Annotated in this window: 18 protein-coding genes and 1 tRNA gene; 16 read left to right on the top strand and 3 right to left on the bottom strand. The window is 62.7% G+C overall.

Annotated elements, in window-relative coordinates; genetic code table 11:
* Window positions 1-131: 131 nt before the first annotated feature.
* Window positions 132-208 (bottom strand) — tRNA-Arg (locus BXY39_RS17540).
* A gap of 139 nt (window positions 209-347) precedes the next feature.
* Between BXY39_RS17540 and BXY39_RS17535 the strand changes: the two genes are divergently transcribed.
* Window positions 348-875 carry an Mpo1-like protein gene (locus BXY39_RS17535; RefSeq protein ID WP_121940179.1) on the top strand — a complete coding sequence of 176 codons (528 nt, stop codon included), beginning with the start codon at window positions 348-350 and terminating at the stop codon, window positions 873-875.
* 45 nt (window positions 876-920) lie between these two features.
* Here the strand turns inward: BXY39_RS17535 and BXY39_RS17530 are convergent, their stop codons facing one another.
* Window positions 921-2,396 carry a phospholipase D-like domain-containing protein gene (locus tag BXY39_RS17530; protein ID WP_147453628.1) on the bottom strand — a complete coding sequence of 492 codons (1,476 nt, stop codon included), beginning with the start codon at window positions 2,394-2,396 and terminating at the stop codon, window positions 921-923.
* Between the two features lie 146 nt (window positions 2,397-2,542).
* Here BXY39_RS17530 and ccmA point away from each other — a divergent pair, with 146 nt between their 5' ends.
* The 11 genes from ccmA to BXY39_RS17475 all read left to right on the top strand — a co-directional run bounded on the left by ccmA (window position 2,543) and on the right by BXY39_RS17475 (window position 11,228).
* Complete coding sequence (gene ccmA, locus BXY39_RS17525) at window positions 2,543-3,274, top strand: heme ABC exporter ATP-binding protein CcmA (protein WP_121940177.1); 732 nt, start codon at window positions 2,543-2,545, stop codon at window positions 3,272-3,274.
* Window positions 3,271-3,999: a heme exporter protein CcmB gene (gene ccmB / locus BXY39_RS17520; RefSeq protein WP_245999418.1), complete on the top strand. Its 729-nt coding sequence runs from the start codon at window positions 3,271-3,273 to the stop codon at window positions 3,997-3,999. Before ccmA ends, ccmB begins: the two co-directional genes overlap by 4 nt.
* 161 nt (window positions 4,000-4,160) lie before the next feature.
* Entirely contained in the window at window positions 4,161-4,880 is a 720-nt protein-coding gene (locus BXY39_RS17515) for a heme ABC transporter permease (RefSeq protein ID WP_121940176.1), read from the top strand.
* A complete protein-coding gene (ccmD, locus tag BXY39_RS17510) occupies window positions 4,877-5,128 on the top strand; it encodes a heme exporter protein CcmD (RefSeq protein WP_121940175.1) in 252 nt (83 codons plus the stop codon). The genes BXY39_RS17515 and ccmD overlap by 4 nt, the downstream gene beginning before the upstream one ends.
* Window positions 5,125-5,640, top strand: a complete 516-nt coding sequence (gene ccmE, locus BXY39_RS17505; RefSeq protein ID WP_245999416.1) for a cytochrome c maturation protein CcmE — start codon at window positions 5,125-5,127, stop codon at window positions 5,638-5,640. The genes ccmD and ccmE overlap by 4 nt, the downstream gene beginning before the upstream one ends.
* Window positions 5,637-7,673 (top strand): heme lyase CcmF/NrfE family subunit, encoded by a 2,037-nt coding sequence (locus BXY39_RS17500; protein ID WP_121940174.1) that lies wholly within the window; start codon window positions 5,637-5,639, stop codon window positions 7,671-7,673. Before ccmE ends, BXY39_RS17500 begins: the two co-directional genes overlap by 4 nt.
* Window positions 7,673-8,275, top strand: a complete 603-nt coding sequence (locus BXY39_RS19835; RefSeq protein ID WP_245999414.1) for a DsbE family thiol:disulfide interchange protein — start codon at window positions 7,673-7,675, stop codon at window positions 8,273-8,275. Before BXY39_RS17500 ends, BXY39_RS19835 begins: the two co-directional genes overlap by 1 nt.
* The gene (locus BXY39_RS17490; RefSeq protein ID WP_170163898.1) at window positions 8,272-8,775 is read left to right on the top strand and encodes a cytochrome c-type biogenesis protein; all 504 of its coding nucleotides are present in this window, start codon (window positions 8,272-8,274) and stop codon (window positions 8,773-8,775) included. The genes BXY39_RS19835 and BXY39_RS17490 overlap by 4 nt, the downstream gene beginning before the upstream one ends.
* A gap of 9 nt (window positions 8,776-8,784) precedes the next feature.
* Window positions 8,785-9,900 (top strand): c-type cytochrome biogenesis protein CcmI, encoded by a 1,116-nt coding sequence (gene ccmI, locus BXY39_RS17485; RefSeq protein WP_121940172.1) that lies wholly within the window; start codon window positions 8,785-8,787, stop codon window positions 9,898-9,900.
* A 241-nt stretch (window positions 9,901-10,141) separates the two neighbouring features.
* Window positions 10,142-10,552: a hypothetical protein gene (locus BXY39_RS17480; RefSeq protein WP_211332319.1), complete on the top strand. Its 411-nt coding sequence runs from the start codon at window positions 10,142-10,144 to the stop codon at window positions 10,550-10,552.
* 100 nt (window positions 10,553-10,652) lie between these two features.
* Window positions 10,653-11,228 carry an NUDIX hydrolase gene (locus BXY39_RS17475; protein WP_121940170.1) on the top strand — a complete coding sequence of 192 codons (576 nt, stop codon included), beginning with the start codon at window positions 10,653-10,655 and terminating at the stop codon, window positions 11,226-11,228.
* A 23-nt stretch (window positions 11,229-11,251) separates the two neighbouring features.
* Here BXY39_RS17475 and BXY39_RS17470 read toward each other — a convergent pair whose 3' ends face one another.
* Window positions 11,252-11,881 carry a septation protein A gene (locus BXY39_RS17470; protein ID WP_121940169.1) on the bottom strand — a complete coding sequence of 210 codons (630 nt, stop codon included), beginning with the start codon at window positions 11,879-11,881 and terminating at the stop codon, window positions 11,252-11,254.
* Between the two features lie 83 nt (window positions 11,882-11,964).
* Here BXY39_RS17470 and BXY39_RS17465 point away from each other — a divergent pair, with 83 nt between their 5' ends.
* From BXY39_RS17465 to rlmN, 4 genes are all read left to right on the top strand, one after another.
* Window positions 11,965-13,341 (top strand): MFS transporter, encoded by a 1,377-nt coding sequence (locus BXY39_RS17465; protein WP_121940168.1) that lies wholly within the window; start codon window positions 11,965-11,967, stop codon window positions 13,339-13,341.
* A gap of 7 nt (window positions 13,342-13,348) precedes the next feature.
* Window positions 13,349-13,924 carry an RNA methyltransferase gene (locus BXY39_RS17460; protein WP_121940167.1) on the top strand — a complete coding sequence of 192 codons (576 nt, stop codon included), beginning with the start codon at window positions 13,349-13,351 and terminating at the stop codon, window positions 13,922-13,924.
* A gap of 102 nt (window positions 13,925-14,026) precedes the next feature.
* On the top strand, window positions 14,027-14,578 hold the full coding sequence (locus BXY39_RS17455; RefSeq protein WP_147453626.1) for an invasion associated locus B family protein: 552 nt from the start codon (window positions 14,027-14,029) through the stop codon (window positions 14,576-14,578).
* Window positions 14,579-14,805: 227 nt separating this feature from the next.
* The gene (gene rlmN / locus BXY39_RS17450; RefSeq protein WP_121940165.1) at window positions 14,806-16,047 is read left to right on the top strand and encodes a dual-specificity RNA methyltransferase RlmN; all 1,242 of its coding nucleotides are present in this window, start codon (window positions 14,806-14,808) and stop codon (window positions 16,045-16,047) included.
* Window positions 16,048-16,122 lie beyond the last annotated feature (75 nt).

Below are 16,122 nucleotides of genomic sequence, written 5' to 3'. Positions count from 1 at the left end.
GAAAAAGCCATCCCTCATCAACAAACTCCTTCATCCAGGAGCTTGAATCACAAAAAGGCCCCACCGTGAACCCTATTTATGGGTCCTGAGCCTAGAGTAGATGGTAATGATTTTCAGCTTTATGCTGGAAATGGTGTCCCCGGCAGGATTCGAACCTGCGGCCCTCAGATTAGGAATCTGATGCTCTATCCTGCTGAGCTACGGGGACCCATAGGACCATCAACAGCGCTTCTTTTACCGGCCTCCCCATCCAGGAACAAGCCCCGATCGCAACCGGAAAAGCCATGTGTCCTTGCGTGCCTTGCCGTATCCCGGCATGGTGAAGGGCTGTGAGGGGAGAGAACATCATGCGAAACTGGTTTTTCGGTCAAATGGCCATGTATGCGGCGTATCACCGCGACACCCGCAATCAGGCGACCCATCATGTGGGTGTACCGGCAATTGTGTTTTCCCTGATGGTTCTGGCCGCTCAGGTCCCCATCGCGATGACGGATGCCGGACCGCTGACATTGGCCGCCATTCTGATCGCCCTGCTGCTGTTGGTGTACCTGGTGGCCGTGCCGCTGGTCGGCATGGTGGCGGTTCTGGTTTACGGTACCCTGCTGTATCTGGCCGAAGGGGTGCCCGCCGGACTGGTATGGCCGGTTTTCGGCCTTGCCTTTGTCGGCGGCTGGATCGTCCTGTTTATCGGACATGCCTTCGAAGGCCGACGACCGGCCCTGTTCAGCAACCTGCTTCAGGTTTTCATGGCACCGGCCTTTCTTATTATGGAAATATTGTTTGCCTGCGGCCTGTTGGGCGCGGTGAAAACCGAGATCGAAGCCCGCATGCCTGCCTTTCTGCCGGAACACGGCAAAGACGGCGCGGCGGCATAATGCTATTGTGCACCCTTCTGTCCGCCAGACCCCTGAGATAAAGCTTTAGAGGTAGGGACTGAGCAGCCAGGCCAGCCGCCCTGCAAACCGTGTCAGCCGGGGATGTGCACGCAAGTCGTCCAGGCTAACTTTTTGGGAAGCCGCGAACCGTTCCTTCATGATGTCTGAAAGACTGTTTGCCAGCGTGCGCCCGTAGGCTTCCACATTGAATTCGAAATTCAGTTTCAGCGAGCGCGCGTCCCAGTTGCTCGACCCGATCAGGGCCCAATCATCGTCCACCACCATGACCTTGGCATGGTCGAAGGGCGGCGGTGACAGGAAAATCCGGCATCCCGCATCCAAAAGCGACGGCAGGCCAACGCGGACGATCGCGGAAAACAGAGGAAGATTGCTGTGTGCGGGAATGAGAATATCGACCTGCACACCGCGCAAGGCCGCCTGACGGAGAGCATGCCGCAAAGGCTCTAACGGCAGAAAATAAGGGGATATGATACGGACCTGCCGACGCGCGGCACCAAGGGCGCTGGCCATCAGCATGGACGTCCGGTCCAAAGGTTCGTCGGGCCCGTCCGGAATGGCACGGGCCACGGACAAATCACTTACCGTTTCTGAAACATCATGAATATCGTCCTGGATAACTTCCGGCGGATCCCATGGCTTGCCGGTGGCAAAGACCCAGTCATCGGCAAAAGTATCGATCATCTGGTGAATGACAGAGCCCTCAACATGGAATTGAAGGTCCCTTACGGCTTTTCCGTCAGGGCTGTCCTGAACGATATGATTTTTGCGGATGTTCATACCGCCGATAAAGGCATGGCGGCCATCCAGAATGAGCATTTTGCGATGAGTCCGCAGGTTGAAAAAGGCCAGCCGCCAGGACAGTCTCGCCGGATTGAAGCTGGCAACCGGCACGCCGCCCCGGCGCAACAGGCCCGCAACCGGGCGGAAGCCATAAAAATTGCCGACCGCATCCACAAGCACCCGCACATCCACGCCGCGGGCCGCTGCCCGTTTCAGACTGGCGATGAAACGCCTGCCGATGCTGTCGGCCTGAAAAATATAGCTGGTCAGCAGGACTGAGTGTTCGGCCGTGTCAATGGCTGCCAGCATCTCATCGTAAGCCGCGCGCCCGTCGCCGACAGGACAGATCCGGTTGCCGGCGGTCGGTGGCAGATGGGTGACGCGGCCGGCCAGGCGGTCATGGGCGCGCCAGCGGTCCGGAGCATCCGGCCACAATCTGTCCAATGGCGGTGACGGCGGTGCATCCACCAGCCCGCGCCGCGCCGGCAGACCGCTGCGTTGCCGTGCCGCGCGTGCCCGCCGTTCGATCCGGTTGATGCCAAAAAGAAGGTAAAGGACAAGGCCAAGGATCGGCACCAGCCAGACCACCCCAAGCCAGGACATGGCTGATGGGGCGTCGATCTTCGTGCGGAGGATATGGATGCTGGCGCCAAGCTGTAACGCCAGGAAAATAAGCCCCAGCCATATATTGCCGCCTGCACCGTCATCAAAAAGCGCCACTGCCCTCAATATCCCGACATGAACCCCTTATGCTTCGAGCCCTGCTGCCACCCTTTCCGCATGCCCCTTGATCCTTGGGGACACCTGGGTGGCATTTTATTTCCTTAATCTTGTGACCCGTCCCTGCTTTCGCTAGCGTGCCCGCCATGATGAGACAAGAACAATCAGATGGACACCGGAATACCGCGACAGGGCAGACATCTGCGGGCCCCGTCCTGTCGGGGCGGGGATTGGCCTGCCGGCGGGGTGGCCGGACCGTGTTTGAAGGTCTGGACATGGACCTCGCTTTGGGAGAGGTCGTTATTCTCGAAGGGCCGAACGGCAGCGGCAAATCCACACTCTTGCGGCTGCTGGCCGGCCTTGGGTCTGCCACCGGGGGACATCTGTCACTGGCGGGTATGTCGGCAGACCGGCGGATACAGGCGCGCATGCTTGTGTATCTTGGTCATGCCACGGCATTGAAATCCGTTTTCACCCTCGCCGACAATCTTGCCGATTTCGTACAAATGGCCGGCCACGACACCCCGGATGACGATCGCCTTGTGGAGGTTTGCAGCCATTTCGGACTGACAGCCCTTCTTGATCGGCCCGTACGCTATTTTTCCAGTGGACAGCGACGCCGCGCCGCGTTGTGCCGTTTTCTGCTTGTTCCCCGATCCATCTGGCTGATGGACGAACCCACTGTCGGACTGGATAGCGTCAGCCGGACGGCCCTTGCCGATATGATCAAAACCCACACAGATATGGGTGGTTCGGCGGTCATCGCATCGCACGATCCACTGGGGCTGGATGACAGGGTGCCCGCACGCACCCTGGATCTTAAGTCCTATCAGCCGGCGTCCACGGACCCCTATTGGACGGCAGAGCCTGCACCATGACCGCAGCGAAACAGGATATGCAGGAACATATCGCGCCCCCAGCTGACACACCGGCCGGCACCGTGTCCTTTGCCAGTGTTGTCAAGCGGGATATCCGCCTGGCGTGGGCGCAGGGCGGCGCGGCAGTCCTGGGACTGGCCTTTCTGCTGATGGGGGCCAGCCTGTTTGCGTTCGGCATCGGCCCGGCGCCGCAATTGCTGGCCCGTATCGCGGGCGGGACATTATGGGTGCTGACGGTGCTTGCCGTTCTGTTGAGCCTGGACCGGCTGTATCAGGCGGATTATGAAGATGGCAGCCTGGACGATATGGCCCTCAGCCCTATCGGCCTTGGCGGCATTGTTCTGGCCAAAGTCACTGCGCACTGGCTGGGCACTCTTTTACCGCTGGTGCTGGCTGCACCGTTTGTCGGCCTGCTCCTCAATCTTGAAGGGCGGCTGATGCTGCCACTGCTTGTCAGCCTGCTGTTCGCCACGCCGGCCCTAAGCCTGATCGGCAGCATCGGCGCCGCCCTGACGGTCGCTGTCCGGCGCGGCGGCGTGTTATTGTCCCTTCTGGTTTTGCCGCTTTATGTGCCGAGCCTGCTGTTCGCCATGAGTGCCGTCGAGGCCTTTGTCCTTGGCACCGATCCGCTGGCGCATCTGGCGCTGGCGCTGGCTGTCAGCCTGCTGGCGCTGGTGGTCGCGCCCTTTGCCTCTGTCGCGGCGCTGCGTCTGGCCCTGGATTAGGGATATAGGGGGATATAGCGGGACAGGACGGGATACCGGTGGAAACACGGCAAAGACCCACGGGGGCCGGCACAGTCCGCGATACGGACACGTGAAAACGCATACATGCGGCATGTTGGACGCTTGCCCAGGCACGCGGTTTGGGGGTAGGAGTTGAGGCCATGCACAGATTTGCCAATCCCGCCCGCTTCAACCGCCTGGCGGACCGTATTTTACCCTTTGCCGGTGTGCTGACCGTCTTTGCCTTTGTCGCCGGTCTGTATCTGGCCCTTGTCGCCAGCCCGGCCGATTATCAGCAGGGTGAAAGCGTGCGGATCATGTATGTGCATGTGCCGGCGGCATGGATGGCCGTCTTCGCCTATGTCGTCATGGCCGGCGCCAGCTTCACGGCCCTGGTCTGGCGGCATCCGCTGGCCCTGATCGCCGGGCGCGCGGCAGCCCCCATCGGCGCGGTGTTCACGGCCCTGGCGCTGATCTCGGGGGCGTTGTGGGGCAAGCCCATGTGGGGCACCTACTGGGTCTGGGACGGACGGCTGACATCGGTCCTGATTCTGTTTTTCCTGTATCTTGGCTATATGGCCCTGTGGTCGGCGTTCGAGGATGAGGACAAGGCCGGGCGCGCGGCGGCGGTTCTGGCGCTGGTGGGCGTCGTCAATCTGCCTGTGATCAAATTTTCGGTCGACTGGTGGAACACACTGCACCAGCCAGCCAGTGTCATGCGGCTGGACGGACCCACCATCCATGCGGACATGCTGTGGCCGCTCTTGGTGATGGCGCTGGCCTTCATGGGATATTTCACCCTGGTTTTCCTGTGGCGCATGAAATTGGAAGTGGACCGGCGCAAGCTGGCCGCCTTTCGTCTCGCGGATCAAGTGACATGACGGAATTTCTGCATATGGGCGGCTATGCCGCTTTTGTCTGGGGCGCTTACGGTGTGGCGGCGCTGGCCCTGATCTGGCTGGCGCTCGCCAGTCTTGGCGGCCAGCGCCGTGCCCGCCGCCAGGTGGATCGCCAGCGCGCCGCGCGCCGGCAGGGCGCACCAACCGCCCGGCCGGACGCCGCGGCTGAAACCGGGACGGCAACAAACACCCCTGCGACCGATCTGTCCCGGGCGGAGGGGGCGCTGTGACCGCGCGTATGTCGCACAAGGGTCTGACAGGCCGCAAACGCCGGCGTCTTGTGGTGTTGAGCCTTGCGCTTGCAACCCTGACCGGGGCGGTTCTCCTTGTCCTGTTCGCCCTGGGGCGGGACAGTCTCAGCCTGTTTTTGCAGCCATCGGCGGTGGCCGCCCGCGATCTGGCGCCGGGGACGCGGTTCCGCCTGGGCGGCATGGTGGCGGAAAACAGTTTTGAAAAACTGCCGGACGGCCTGACCTACCGTTTTGTCGTTACCGACTGCGCGGCGGATGTCCCGGTCCGTTTCACCGGCCTGCTGCCGGACCTGTTCCGGGAGGGTCAGGGTGTGGTGACCGAAGGCACCCTGGATGATACCGGACTGTTCGTGGCCGATACGGTGCTGGCCAAGCATGATGAAAACTATGCGCCGCCGGGCACCATGCCGGCGTCGCCCGATGCCTGCCGCCATCCGGAGGATGTACCGACAGCCGTTACAGAAAACGGACCGGCGGGAGGGGCACGGTGATCGCCGAAGTCGGACATTTCGCCCTTGTGCTGGCGCTGATGCTGGCACTGGCCGGCGCCGTTCTGCCCCATATCGGCATTGCACGGGGCGATGCGCGCATGATGGGGCTGGCGGACCATATGGCGCTGGGCCAGCTGACCATGGTCATCGTCGCCTTTGCCGCCCTGACGCATGCCTTTGTCACATCGGATTTTTCCGTCGCCCTGGTCGTGGCCAACAGCCATACGGCGAAGCCGCTGCTTTACAAGATTTCCGGTGTCTGGGGCAATCATGAAGGCAGCCTGCTATTGTGGGTGCTGATCCTCAGCGCCTTTGCCGCTGCCGTCGCCTGGCGGGGCCGGACCCTGCCGCTGCGCTTCCGCGCCCGGGCCCTGGCCGTGCAAAGTGCCATCGGCGTCGGTTTCCTGCTGTTTATTCTGTTCACCAGCAATCCGTTTCTGCGCCTGGATCCGGCGGCGCCGGAAGGTCAGGGCCTCAACCCCCTGCTGCAGGACCCCGGCCTCGCCTTTCATCCGCCGATGCTGTATCTGGGCTATGTGGGCCTGTCGGTCTCCTTCTCCTTTGCCATTGCCGCCCTGATCGAGGGCGAGGTCACCGCCGCCTGGGCGCGCTGGGTGCGGCCGTGGACACTGACTGCCTGGATCTTCCTGACCGCTGGTATCACCCTCGGCTCGTGGTGGGCCTATTACGAGCTGGGCTGGGGCGGCTGGTGGTTCTGGGACCCGGTGGAAAACGCCAGTTTCATGCCGTGGCTGGCGGCGACGGCGCTGTTGCATTCCGCCATCGTGGTGGAACGGCGCGATGCCCTGAAAAGCTGGACGCTGCTGCTGGCCATTGTCGCCTTTTCCTTTTCACTGCTGGGGACGTTTCTGGTCCGCTCCGGTGTGTTGACCAGCGTTCATGCCTTTGCCAGCGATCCGGCGCGGGGTGTTTTCATTCTGGCCTTTCTGGCGGTGGTCGTCGGCGGATCGCTGGTGCTGTACGCCTGGCGCGCGCCCAGCCTTGAGGGCGGCGGCCTGTTCGGCCTGGTCAGCCGGGAAAGCGCACTGGTCCTGAACAACGTCCTGCTGTCGTCCTTTGCCGCCGTTGTGCTGGTCGGGACTCTCTACCCCATTTTCGTCGAAGCCTTCGCCGACAGTCAGATCACCGTCGGCCCGCCCTTTTTTGAATTTGCCAGCGTCATGCTGATGAGCCCGCTGATCGTCGCCGTCGGGATCGGACCGCTCCTGGCATGGAAACGGGGCCGTCTGTCTCGCGCCTTGCAGATTCTGCTGCCGGTTCTGGCTGTGGCGCTGATGGCGGGACTTCTGCTGCTGTGGCGGACGGCCGGCGGGTATGTGATGACGGCGGTGGGCTTTGGCCTGGCCGTCTGGCTGATCGGCGCGGTGCTGGCCGATATGGCCGCAACGGCCAAACTGTTCGACGCCCCGGCACGGGCAGCGGGGCGTCTTTTCCGCCTGCCGCGCGCGCGCTGGGGGATGTGGCTGGCCCATGGCGGGGTGGGGGTCATTCTGCTCGGCATTACCTTTTCAGAAGCCTTCACATCGGAAACCCTGACCGTGATGGCGGCGGGCGACACCGCCGATGTGGGCGCATACCGGTTTCGCCTGGACGGCGTCGCCCCGGAAGCCGGCCCCAATTATGCCGCCGTTCGCGGGACGTTCAGCGTGTTTGACGGGGACCGGCTGGTGGCGACACTGCGCCCTGAAGACCGCGTTTATGCCGATCCCGTTCTGTCCACGACAGAGGCGGCCATTCATCCGCGCCTCAGCGGTGACCTTTATGCCGTCATCGGCGAAGCGGCCCCGGCCCTGGATGGGACCGAGCGCTGGTCGGTCCGCCTGTATTTCAAACCGGCGATATCCGGCCTTTGGGGCGGCACGGCGCTGATGGTGCTGGGCGGGCTTCTGTCCTTGAGCGACCGGCGCCTGCGCATGGGGGTGCTGGCGGGCCGCAAGGGACGCCCAGGTCCGTCACCAACCGCGCCGCAAGGCTCCGGTCCGGTCTCTCGCCCGGTCCGGGGGACGGCCTGATGGCCCGGCCCCTGTCGCGGCTTGCGGTGATGGCACCGGCCCTGCTGTTCGCGGTGCTGGTGGCCCTGTTTGCCCTGCGCCTGGGCGGCGACCGCAACCCGCAGGAACTGAAAAGCGTCCTGATCGGACGACCGGCGCCGGGCTTCACAGTGCCAGCCCTGACCGGCGGCAACGGGCCGCTGAGCCATACGGATCTGTCCACGGGCGGCCCCCTGCTGGTCAATTTTTTCGCTAGCTGGTGCCTGCCATGCCGGGCCGAACATGACAATCTGATGCGCCTGGCGCGGGATAAGGGCATCCCCATCATCGGGATTGCCTATAAGGACAAACCCCGTGCCGCCCGTGCCTTTCTCGCTGATCTGGGGAATCCGTTCATACGGACCGGGCTGGATGAAAGCGGCCGTGTCGGTATCGAATGGGGGGTGACCGGCGTGCCGGAGACCTTTCTGATCGATGGCGAGGGCATCGTGCGCTACCGCCATTTCGGACCTATTGTCGGCGACAGTCTGGACACACGGCTTCTGCCGCAAATCGCCGCCCTTGGTGGTCCCGGCCCATCTGCATCGGATACACGGACCGCAAGCGGGGAGGCCGCGTCGTGAGCCATGTGTTTCTGCGGCTGGCCGTTGTCCTTGCCCTGTCCCTGCCCGCTCTGTCCGTGGCGGTGGATGAAACGCCGCTGAAAGATCCGGCGTTGGAAGCCCGCGCCCGCACCGTGATGAAGGATATCCGCTGTCTCGTCTGTCAGAATCAGTCGATTGAGGATTCAAATGCCGACCTGGCCCGCGATCTGCGCCAGATTGTGCGCGAACAAGTCGCCGCAGGCAAAACGGATGACGAAATACGGGCTTATCTGGTCGCGCGCTATGGTGACTGGGTCCTGCTGAAACCCCCTTTCGATATGCGCACGGCGTTTCTGTGGATGTCGCCTCTCTTATTCCTCGGCCTGGCGGTGCTGTTGCTGATCCGCCGCGACCGGGCCCATGGCGCAGGGGCGATACCACCGGACCCCGATCTGAGCGCGGAGGAACGCGCACGGCTGGACAGCCTGCTGGAGACCGCGCCAGGCACCCCCCGCAACGGACATCTTGAGCGTGAGTGAGGACATGCGATGATCTGGGTCCTGCTGGGTGTTGTTGCCCTTATGGCGGCCGCGTTTGCCTACCGGCTTGGCGGTGTTCCGGCTTCCGGCGGCGATCCCCTTGCCCCGTTGAAGGCGCAGCTGGCCGACCTTGAAGCCGATTTCAAACGCGGTGAACTGGATGCCGACGCCTACCGGGCGACCAAGCTGGAGTTGCAGCGCCGTCTTCTCAAAGCCGCCGAGCGGCCGGACCGGCGTCTGACCGCAAATGCAACCCCGCGTCCGGCACCCGGACACGGACGGACAGGCCCTGTCCTGTTCACTCTTGCCGTCGTCCTTGGCGGTGCCGCGCTTTACGCCTGGCTCGGCACACCGGGCCTGGACAGTGCACCGGGCATGCGCATCAGCCGTGGCGCCACGCCGGTAACGCCGGAAGGACCGACATTCGACGAGGCCATCGCGGCGATCGAGGACCGGCTGGCCGGTGTCCCCGACGATGTCGAGGGATGGCGCATCCTGGCACGCACGGCCAATGCCCTCGGCGATTATGGCCGTGCGGCCCGCGCATATGGTGCCCTGTCCACCCTGGAACCGGACCAGCTGCAATGGCGGGTGGCCCGAATCGAAAGTTTTCTGGCCATGTCACGGGGACAGGTGACGCCGGCCGCGCGTCTTTTGATCGACCGCATGGTGCGCGATGTCCCCGATCATCCCGCCGGCCGGTATTATCTTGGCCTGGCACTGGATCAGGCGGGTGATGAGGACGGCGCCAAAGCGGTGTGGCAGGCCCTGCTTGACCGCACACCGCAGGACGCCCCCTGGCGGTCCCGTCTGGTGGCCGCCCTGCGGCGACTCGGCGCCGTTCCCCCGGCCCTGTCCGATGAGATACTGGAGGGGGTCGCCGATATGTCGCCGCAGGACCGCGATGCCATGGCACGCGGCATGATGGCACGCCTGGCCGCGCGGCTGGAGGAAACGCCGGCGGACGCGGATGGCTGGCTTATGCTGGCGCGCAGTCATCTGGCGCTGGGCGAAAAGGCTGTGGCCGCCGATGTCCTGCGAAAGGGCCTTGGCCATGTCAGTGCAGATCGCACAGCCGCCTTGCAGGCATTGCTTGACTCTTTGGGGCCAGATGCCTCACCCTGAAAAGGTCGATCAAGGAAAAACAATCGGCACGTGGCCACAGGCCGCAATCAAATGTATCCGGAAAAAATCGGATACCGGGCACAAAGGCCCCGCGAAGAAATCGTCAGATCGGACACAATCTGCTGCACGCACGGCCTTGGTGGGACGCATCCATCCGGCGCCGTCAGGGTAAAGCCGTTGGGCACGGCCGGAACAGCGGGTGCCGGGGGAGAGGGACAAGGGCCTGAAAAAGGCTCTGAGCTTGACGATGGTCATCGATCAGAATTCATCCACGCTACAGGCACAATTGCAGGCGCAGCTTCGGGCGACACAGGACGATGGATCCGGTGCGCGGCGGACCCTCAACCAGCGGGCGGATGCCAGTGAAGCCGGCCGGGATACAAGCCGCGACCGCCTGTCCTTTCGCGGTCAGGACGATGCGGCCGGCCGGTCCGGGGTCTCCCAAAGGGCGCTGGAAGCCGGGGTCTCGCGCCGCCGGCCCGACATATCCAGCGACCAGGACATTGCCGCCGCGCAAAACCGTGTACAGTCCCTGGAGGCCGGTGATGCCACCGCCGCACCGCAAACACGCGAAGCCCCCGTGGGTCGTTTGTCGGCAGGGAATGACCGGCGCGACGTGCCGCTGGGCCAGATTGTCGATCTGCGGGTCTGACACGGCCGGCGGTACATATCATATGCCCCGCCCGGGCTGATGAATGCCCGTCCCGCCATCGGTACTGGACAGGGGCGTATACCCCCGCCAGACTGGCGCCATGATAAAATCCGACACACCCGAAAACGATACGGCGGACACGGAGTCCGGGGACCCTTTCCAGGATTTTCACCGGACCGTGCCCGATGGCGACGATCATGAACGTATGGTCTGCCGGTCCTGCGGCTTTGTCCATTATGAAAACCCGAAACTGGTGGCCGGGTCCGTTGTCACCGATGGCGGCAGGGTTCTTTTATGCCGGCGCGCCATAGAGCCGAGAAAAGGGTTCTGGACCATTCCGGCCGGGTTTATGGAACTGCACGAAACACCTGCCGAGGGCGCGATGCGCGAAGCGTGGGAGGAAGCCCGCGCCCGCATCCGTGTGCACGACCTGCTCGCCGTCTATACCGTCAAGCGCATCTCGCAGGTCCAGATGATGTTTCGCGCCACATTGGACGACCCCGGCATTGCCGCGGGCCCGGAAAGTCTGGAGGTGGCGTTTTTCGACTGGGCGGATATTCCGTGGGACAGTCTCGCCTTTCCAAGTGTGCACTGGGCGCTCACCGATTTCCGCGCGGTTGAGGACAAAAACGCCTTCGCCCCCTTTTCCAATCCGAAAGGCTGGGAAAACGCCTGACCGGCCGCCGGTGCGGGTCAGCCTCAGTCCCGGCTGTCGTCGTCAAGCTGATAGCGGGCGATGACGGGCGTCTGCAACAGTGCGAAAACCAGGGTGATCGGCAGATAGCCGAAGGTTTTGAAATTGACCCAGACATCCGTTGTCTGGCTGCGCCACACCAGTTCGTTCAAAACGGCCATGGCGGCGAAGAAAAGCGCCCAGTTGCGGGTCATGACGACCCAGCCCTGTTCCGCCATGGGGGGCAGTCCGCTCGCCAGAACCGTTTTCAGCAGGGGCCGCCCGGTTACAAGCCCGACGATCAGAACCGTGGAAAAGATCAGATTGACCAGTGTCGGCTTCATTTTCACGAATGTTTCGTCCGCGAAATACAGGGTCAGGGACCCCATGACCATCACGATGACAAAGGATACCCACAACATGGGCGCGACATGGCGCGTCATCAGCCAGCTTGTCCCCATGGCCGCCACCATGGCGACCATGAAGGCGGCGGTGGCCACCATCAGCCCGCCCCATTGAAAGGCCGCGAAAAAAACGATCAGCGGCCCCAGCTCGATCGCCAGCTTGACAGGGACGGAAGGCGCCTTTGCCGCCACCGCGTCAGACGCCCGGCTGCCGGGCGCAGCGGGTCGGGGGGTATTGTCATCATCTGTCATATATCTGCCGCTTGTGGTTGTTACGGGCCTGATGTACTACCTTCGGCCCTATTTCCTGCCGCTCCATGTGATGACCGTCTCTTATGATACAGCTGTTCAAAGACCGCAACTTTCTGATCTTCTGGATCGGTGAACTGGTCTCGGTCATCGGGGATCACATCAGTCTGATCGCCTTTCCGTGGCTGGTGCTGCAAATGACCGGCAGCCCGGCCATGACCGGGCTTGTCTTCGCGGCACAGGGCCTGCCACGGGCGGTTCTGATGCTGGCGGGCGGGGCCGTGGTCGACAGGACAAGCCCGCGGGCCGTCATGCTGGCGACCAACTGGATACGCTGTGCCCTGGTGATGACCCTGGCCTATATGATCTTCACCGATACGGCGGGGCCCGCTTTCGTCTTTGTCATCGCCCTTGCCTTCGGGATTGCCGACGCCTTCTTCTATCCCGCCAGCACGTCGATCATTCCAAGTCTGGTCAAACCCGAACAGTTGCAGGCCGGCAATGCCGTTGTGCATATGACCGCCCATCTGGCCGTGGCCCTCGGCCCCATTATCGCCGGCCTGGTGATCGCCGGCGAAATTGGCGACATGTCCCATGGCGCGGCGCCGGTGCCGGCGGCGGACACCGCCGGCGGCTATCAGCAGGATCGTCCGGGCCTGGCGCGCGCCTTTTTTCTGGACGGGCTGACCTTTGCCGTCTCGGGCCTGACGCTGGCGCTGATCAGAACGCGGTCCCTGAAACAGCAGGACGCCAACGGGGAGCACGACGGGCAAGAGACGGCCGAAACCACGCAGACGACCGGGTCCGTCAACAAAAAGACATCCATGTTCAGGGATGTCGTCGCGGTGATGCGCCATATCTGGGCGCAGCCGCCGGTGCGCCTGTGCTTCATCGGTATCATGGCGCTGGAATTCTTCTATCAGGCGCCGATCTTTGTCGGCCTGCCGGCGCTGGCCAAGGAACGGTTTCTGGACGGCGCGCGGATTTACGGACTGGAAATCGGCGCCTGGGGCATGGGGGCCTTTATCGGCAGCCTGCTTGGCGGCATGGTCCGCCCCATACCGCCGAAATGGCTGCCGCGCGCGATGTTCGCGGCCTTTATCTTTTCCGGGGCCACGCTGGGCATGGTGGCGTATTTCGAGGCCTATCAGGTGGCGATGATCCTGTTTTTCTGTGCCGGGCTTGGCGACAGTTTCGTCTGGATCCAGTTCATATCCTGGCTGCAACGCATTACCCCCGGCCATATGATGGGCCGGGTGATGAGCATGCTGATGTTCATGGCGATCGGCCTTCTGCCGGTGGCGAACATGGCGATGGGGCTTCTGTTCGAACTGCATGTGATACGCACCATGTACGGCGCATCGCTGGCCATTATCACCATTTGCCTGATCGCGGTTCTGCATCCCGATGCACGCAAAACCGTGCCGCCGCTTGACAGCGGCAAAGCGACTGGGACAGCGTAAGCCTGTTATGCGCGGTTTTTTCGCCATCGGTATCGACGGGGCCTCCAAGGAAGGCAATGTGGGCAATCTGATCCGCACGGCCCATGCGTTCGGAGCAAACTTCGTCTTTGCGGTCAAGCCGAAACGCGTCGCCCACACAGGCGAGGTCGTGACCAAGGATTTCGCCGACACATCGAAAACCCACGAACAGATCCCCTTTTTCAATTATGATAGCGCCGACGCCGTACCGGTGCCGCAGGGCGGGCGGATTGTCGGGATAGAACTGGATGACGCCGCCATCGACCTGCCCAGTTTTCGCCATCCCGCCCAGGCTCTTTACGTTCTGGGCGGGGAACGCTCGTCCCTGTCGCCTGAAATGCGCGCGCGCTGCGATTTCATGATCAAAATTCCGACACACTTCTCTCTGAACGTGGCCACGGCGGGTGCCATTGTTCTATATGACCGGTGGCGGTTGATGGGCGGCTTTGCCGAACGGCCCGTGATGGCGGGACAGACGCCCGTGGAACCGCGCGGGCACGTCCACGGCCGGCCGATCAGCCGGCGGGACCGCGCCGCCAGACGGGTAAAAGCCGCCGGACAATGATAAAGGGGTCACAAACGGGGCAGCCAACAGGGGAAACGGACAGTGGTCGGTGTAAGGACACATAAGAAATTTTTCAGCCGGGCAGGCATGGGGACCGGCGCCATGATTGTGAATACCATGGTTATGCATGTCGTCGCTCTGGGCGCCATGGTTTTGACCATGCTGTGCCTTCCGGCATATGAGGCACAGGCGCAGGGACGCGGCAAGCGGGAACTCCTGGGCAGTTTCCGGGATTGGGACGCCCTTGTCATGACGTCGAACGCGGGCGAGAAAACCTGTTACATGATTTCAACGGCGAAACGCTGGACAGCCAGCCGCAAGAATGTCAGCCGCGGCGACATTTATGTGATCGTCCAACACCGCCCCGCCTTCGATGTGAAGGATGAGATCAATGTCAATGTGGGTTATCCCCTGAAATCCGGCAGCGAGGTGACTGTCAGCGTTGACGGCAAGCCGGCGTACCGTCTGTTTACCGAAGGGCGCGCGGCCTGGGCCTATGACCCGCGCGATGACAGGGCGATGGTGGCCGCCTTCAAACGCGGCAGCCGCATGGTGGCAAAGGCTACAAGCGCGCGCGGCACGGTGACAACGGACACATATTCCCTGTCCGGATTTACCGCCGCCTATAACGCCATCACCAAAGCCTGCCGCTGACGGGACTTCCACACGGCTTTGCCCCGGTTTCCTTGACAGGCCCCGATTTCCTTGACAGGCCCCGATTTCCTTGACAGGGACGCCGTGCCCGCGATAGGGACGGGCACCCCGCGAAACCGGGGTTTGCCTGGGCCGTTACCAAAGGCCCGCCACAATCATGACCAGAGGTCCTGGCGCCCGGCCGTCCCGTCATCAGGGGGCCATCCGGCAAAAGGCAGGAGAGACAGATGCAGATCACGCCCACCGGCGACATTCCGGTCGCCACCCACCGTGCCGATCCCGATGCGACAACCGGCAAACGCAATATTCTTGGCCTGGACAGGGACGAACTGCGCGTGGCGCTGACCGATATCGGCGTTCCTGAAAAACAGGTGAAAATGCGTACAGCCCAGGTGTGGCACTGGCTGTATCATCGCGGCATCAGCGATTTTGCCGTCATGACCAACATATCCAAGGATGTGCGCGGCGCGCTTGACCGTCATTTCATCATCCGCCGCCCGGAAGTGACCGAGGCACAGTATTCCAGCGACGGCACACGCAAATATCTGATCCGCTTCGCCGACGGGTCCGAGGCCGAAACCGTCTACATCCCGGAAGAAGATCGCGGCACGCTGTGCGTATCGTCCCAGGTGGGCTGCACCCTCAACTGCAAATTCTGCCATACCGGCACCATGCGCCTGGTGCGCAACCTGACGGCGGCGGAAATCGTCGCTCAGCTGATGGTGGCACGCGACGATCTGGGGGAATGGGAAAACCCGACGGAAGGCCGCAGCGTCACCAACATCGTCATGATGGGCATGGGCGAACCGCTGTACAATTTCGACAATGTCAAAAAAGCACTGGATATCATCATGGATCCGGAAGGAATCCAGATGTCCAAACGGCGCATCACCCTGTCCACGTCCGGCGTGGTGCCGCACATGGAACGGTGCGGCGCGGAAATCGGCGTCAATCTGGCCGTGTCCCTCCATGCGGTGCGGGACGATGTCCGCTCCGAGATCATGCCCATCAACAGGAAATACGGTCTCGAACAGGTGCTCGGCGCCTGTGCCGCCTATCCCGGCGCCCATAATGCCCGCCGCATCACCTTTGAATACACCATGCTGAAAGGCATCAATGACAGCGACGGCGACGCGCGCGAACTGGTGCGGCTGATCCGCAAATACAAACTGCCGGCAAAGGTCAATCTGATCCCGTTCAACCCCTGGCCCGGGACGGATTATGAATGCAGCGACTGGGACCGGATTCAGCGTTTTTCCGACATTGTATACGAAGGGGGCATTTCCGCACCGGTACGCACCCCGCGCGGACGCGACATCATGGCGGCCTGCGGCCAGTTGAAGTCCGCCTCGGAAAAAAAATCCAAGGCCCAGATCGCCCGCGAGACCGCTGCGGCGGCAACCGCGGTCGCGGCCACAGCCGAAACGTCACCCGAAGGCGATCATTTCAGTTCGACCGGTCTGACATAAGGCCGGCTTGCCTGTACCCGCTGCCATGTCACCGGCAAACAATAATTCATCGCCCCACCGGTGGATTGTTTTCCC

It is taken from the genome of Eilatimonas milleporae (assembly GCF_003688555.1).
In the GTDB taxonomy this organism is placed as follows: domain Bacteria; phylum Pseudomonadota; class Alphaproteobacteria; order Sphingomonadales; family Kordiimonadaceae; genus Eilatimonas; species Eilatimonas milleporae.
The sequence above is the reverse complement of the archived record's forward strand: the minus strand, read 5'-3'. Positions and strand labels throughout refer to the sequence as shown.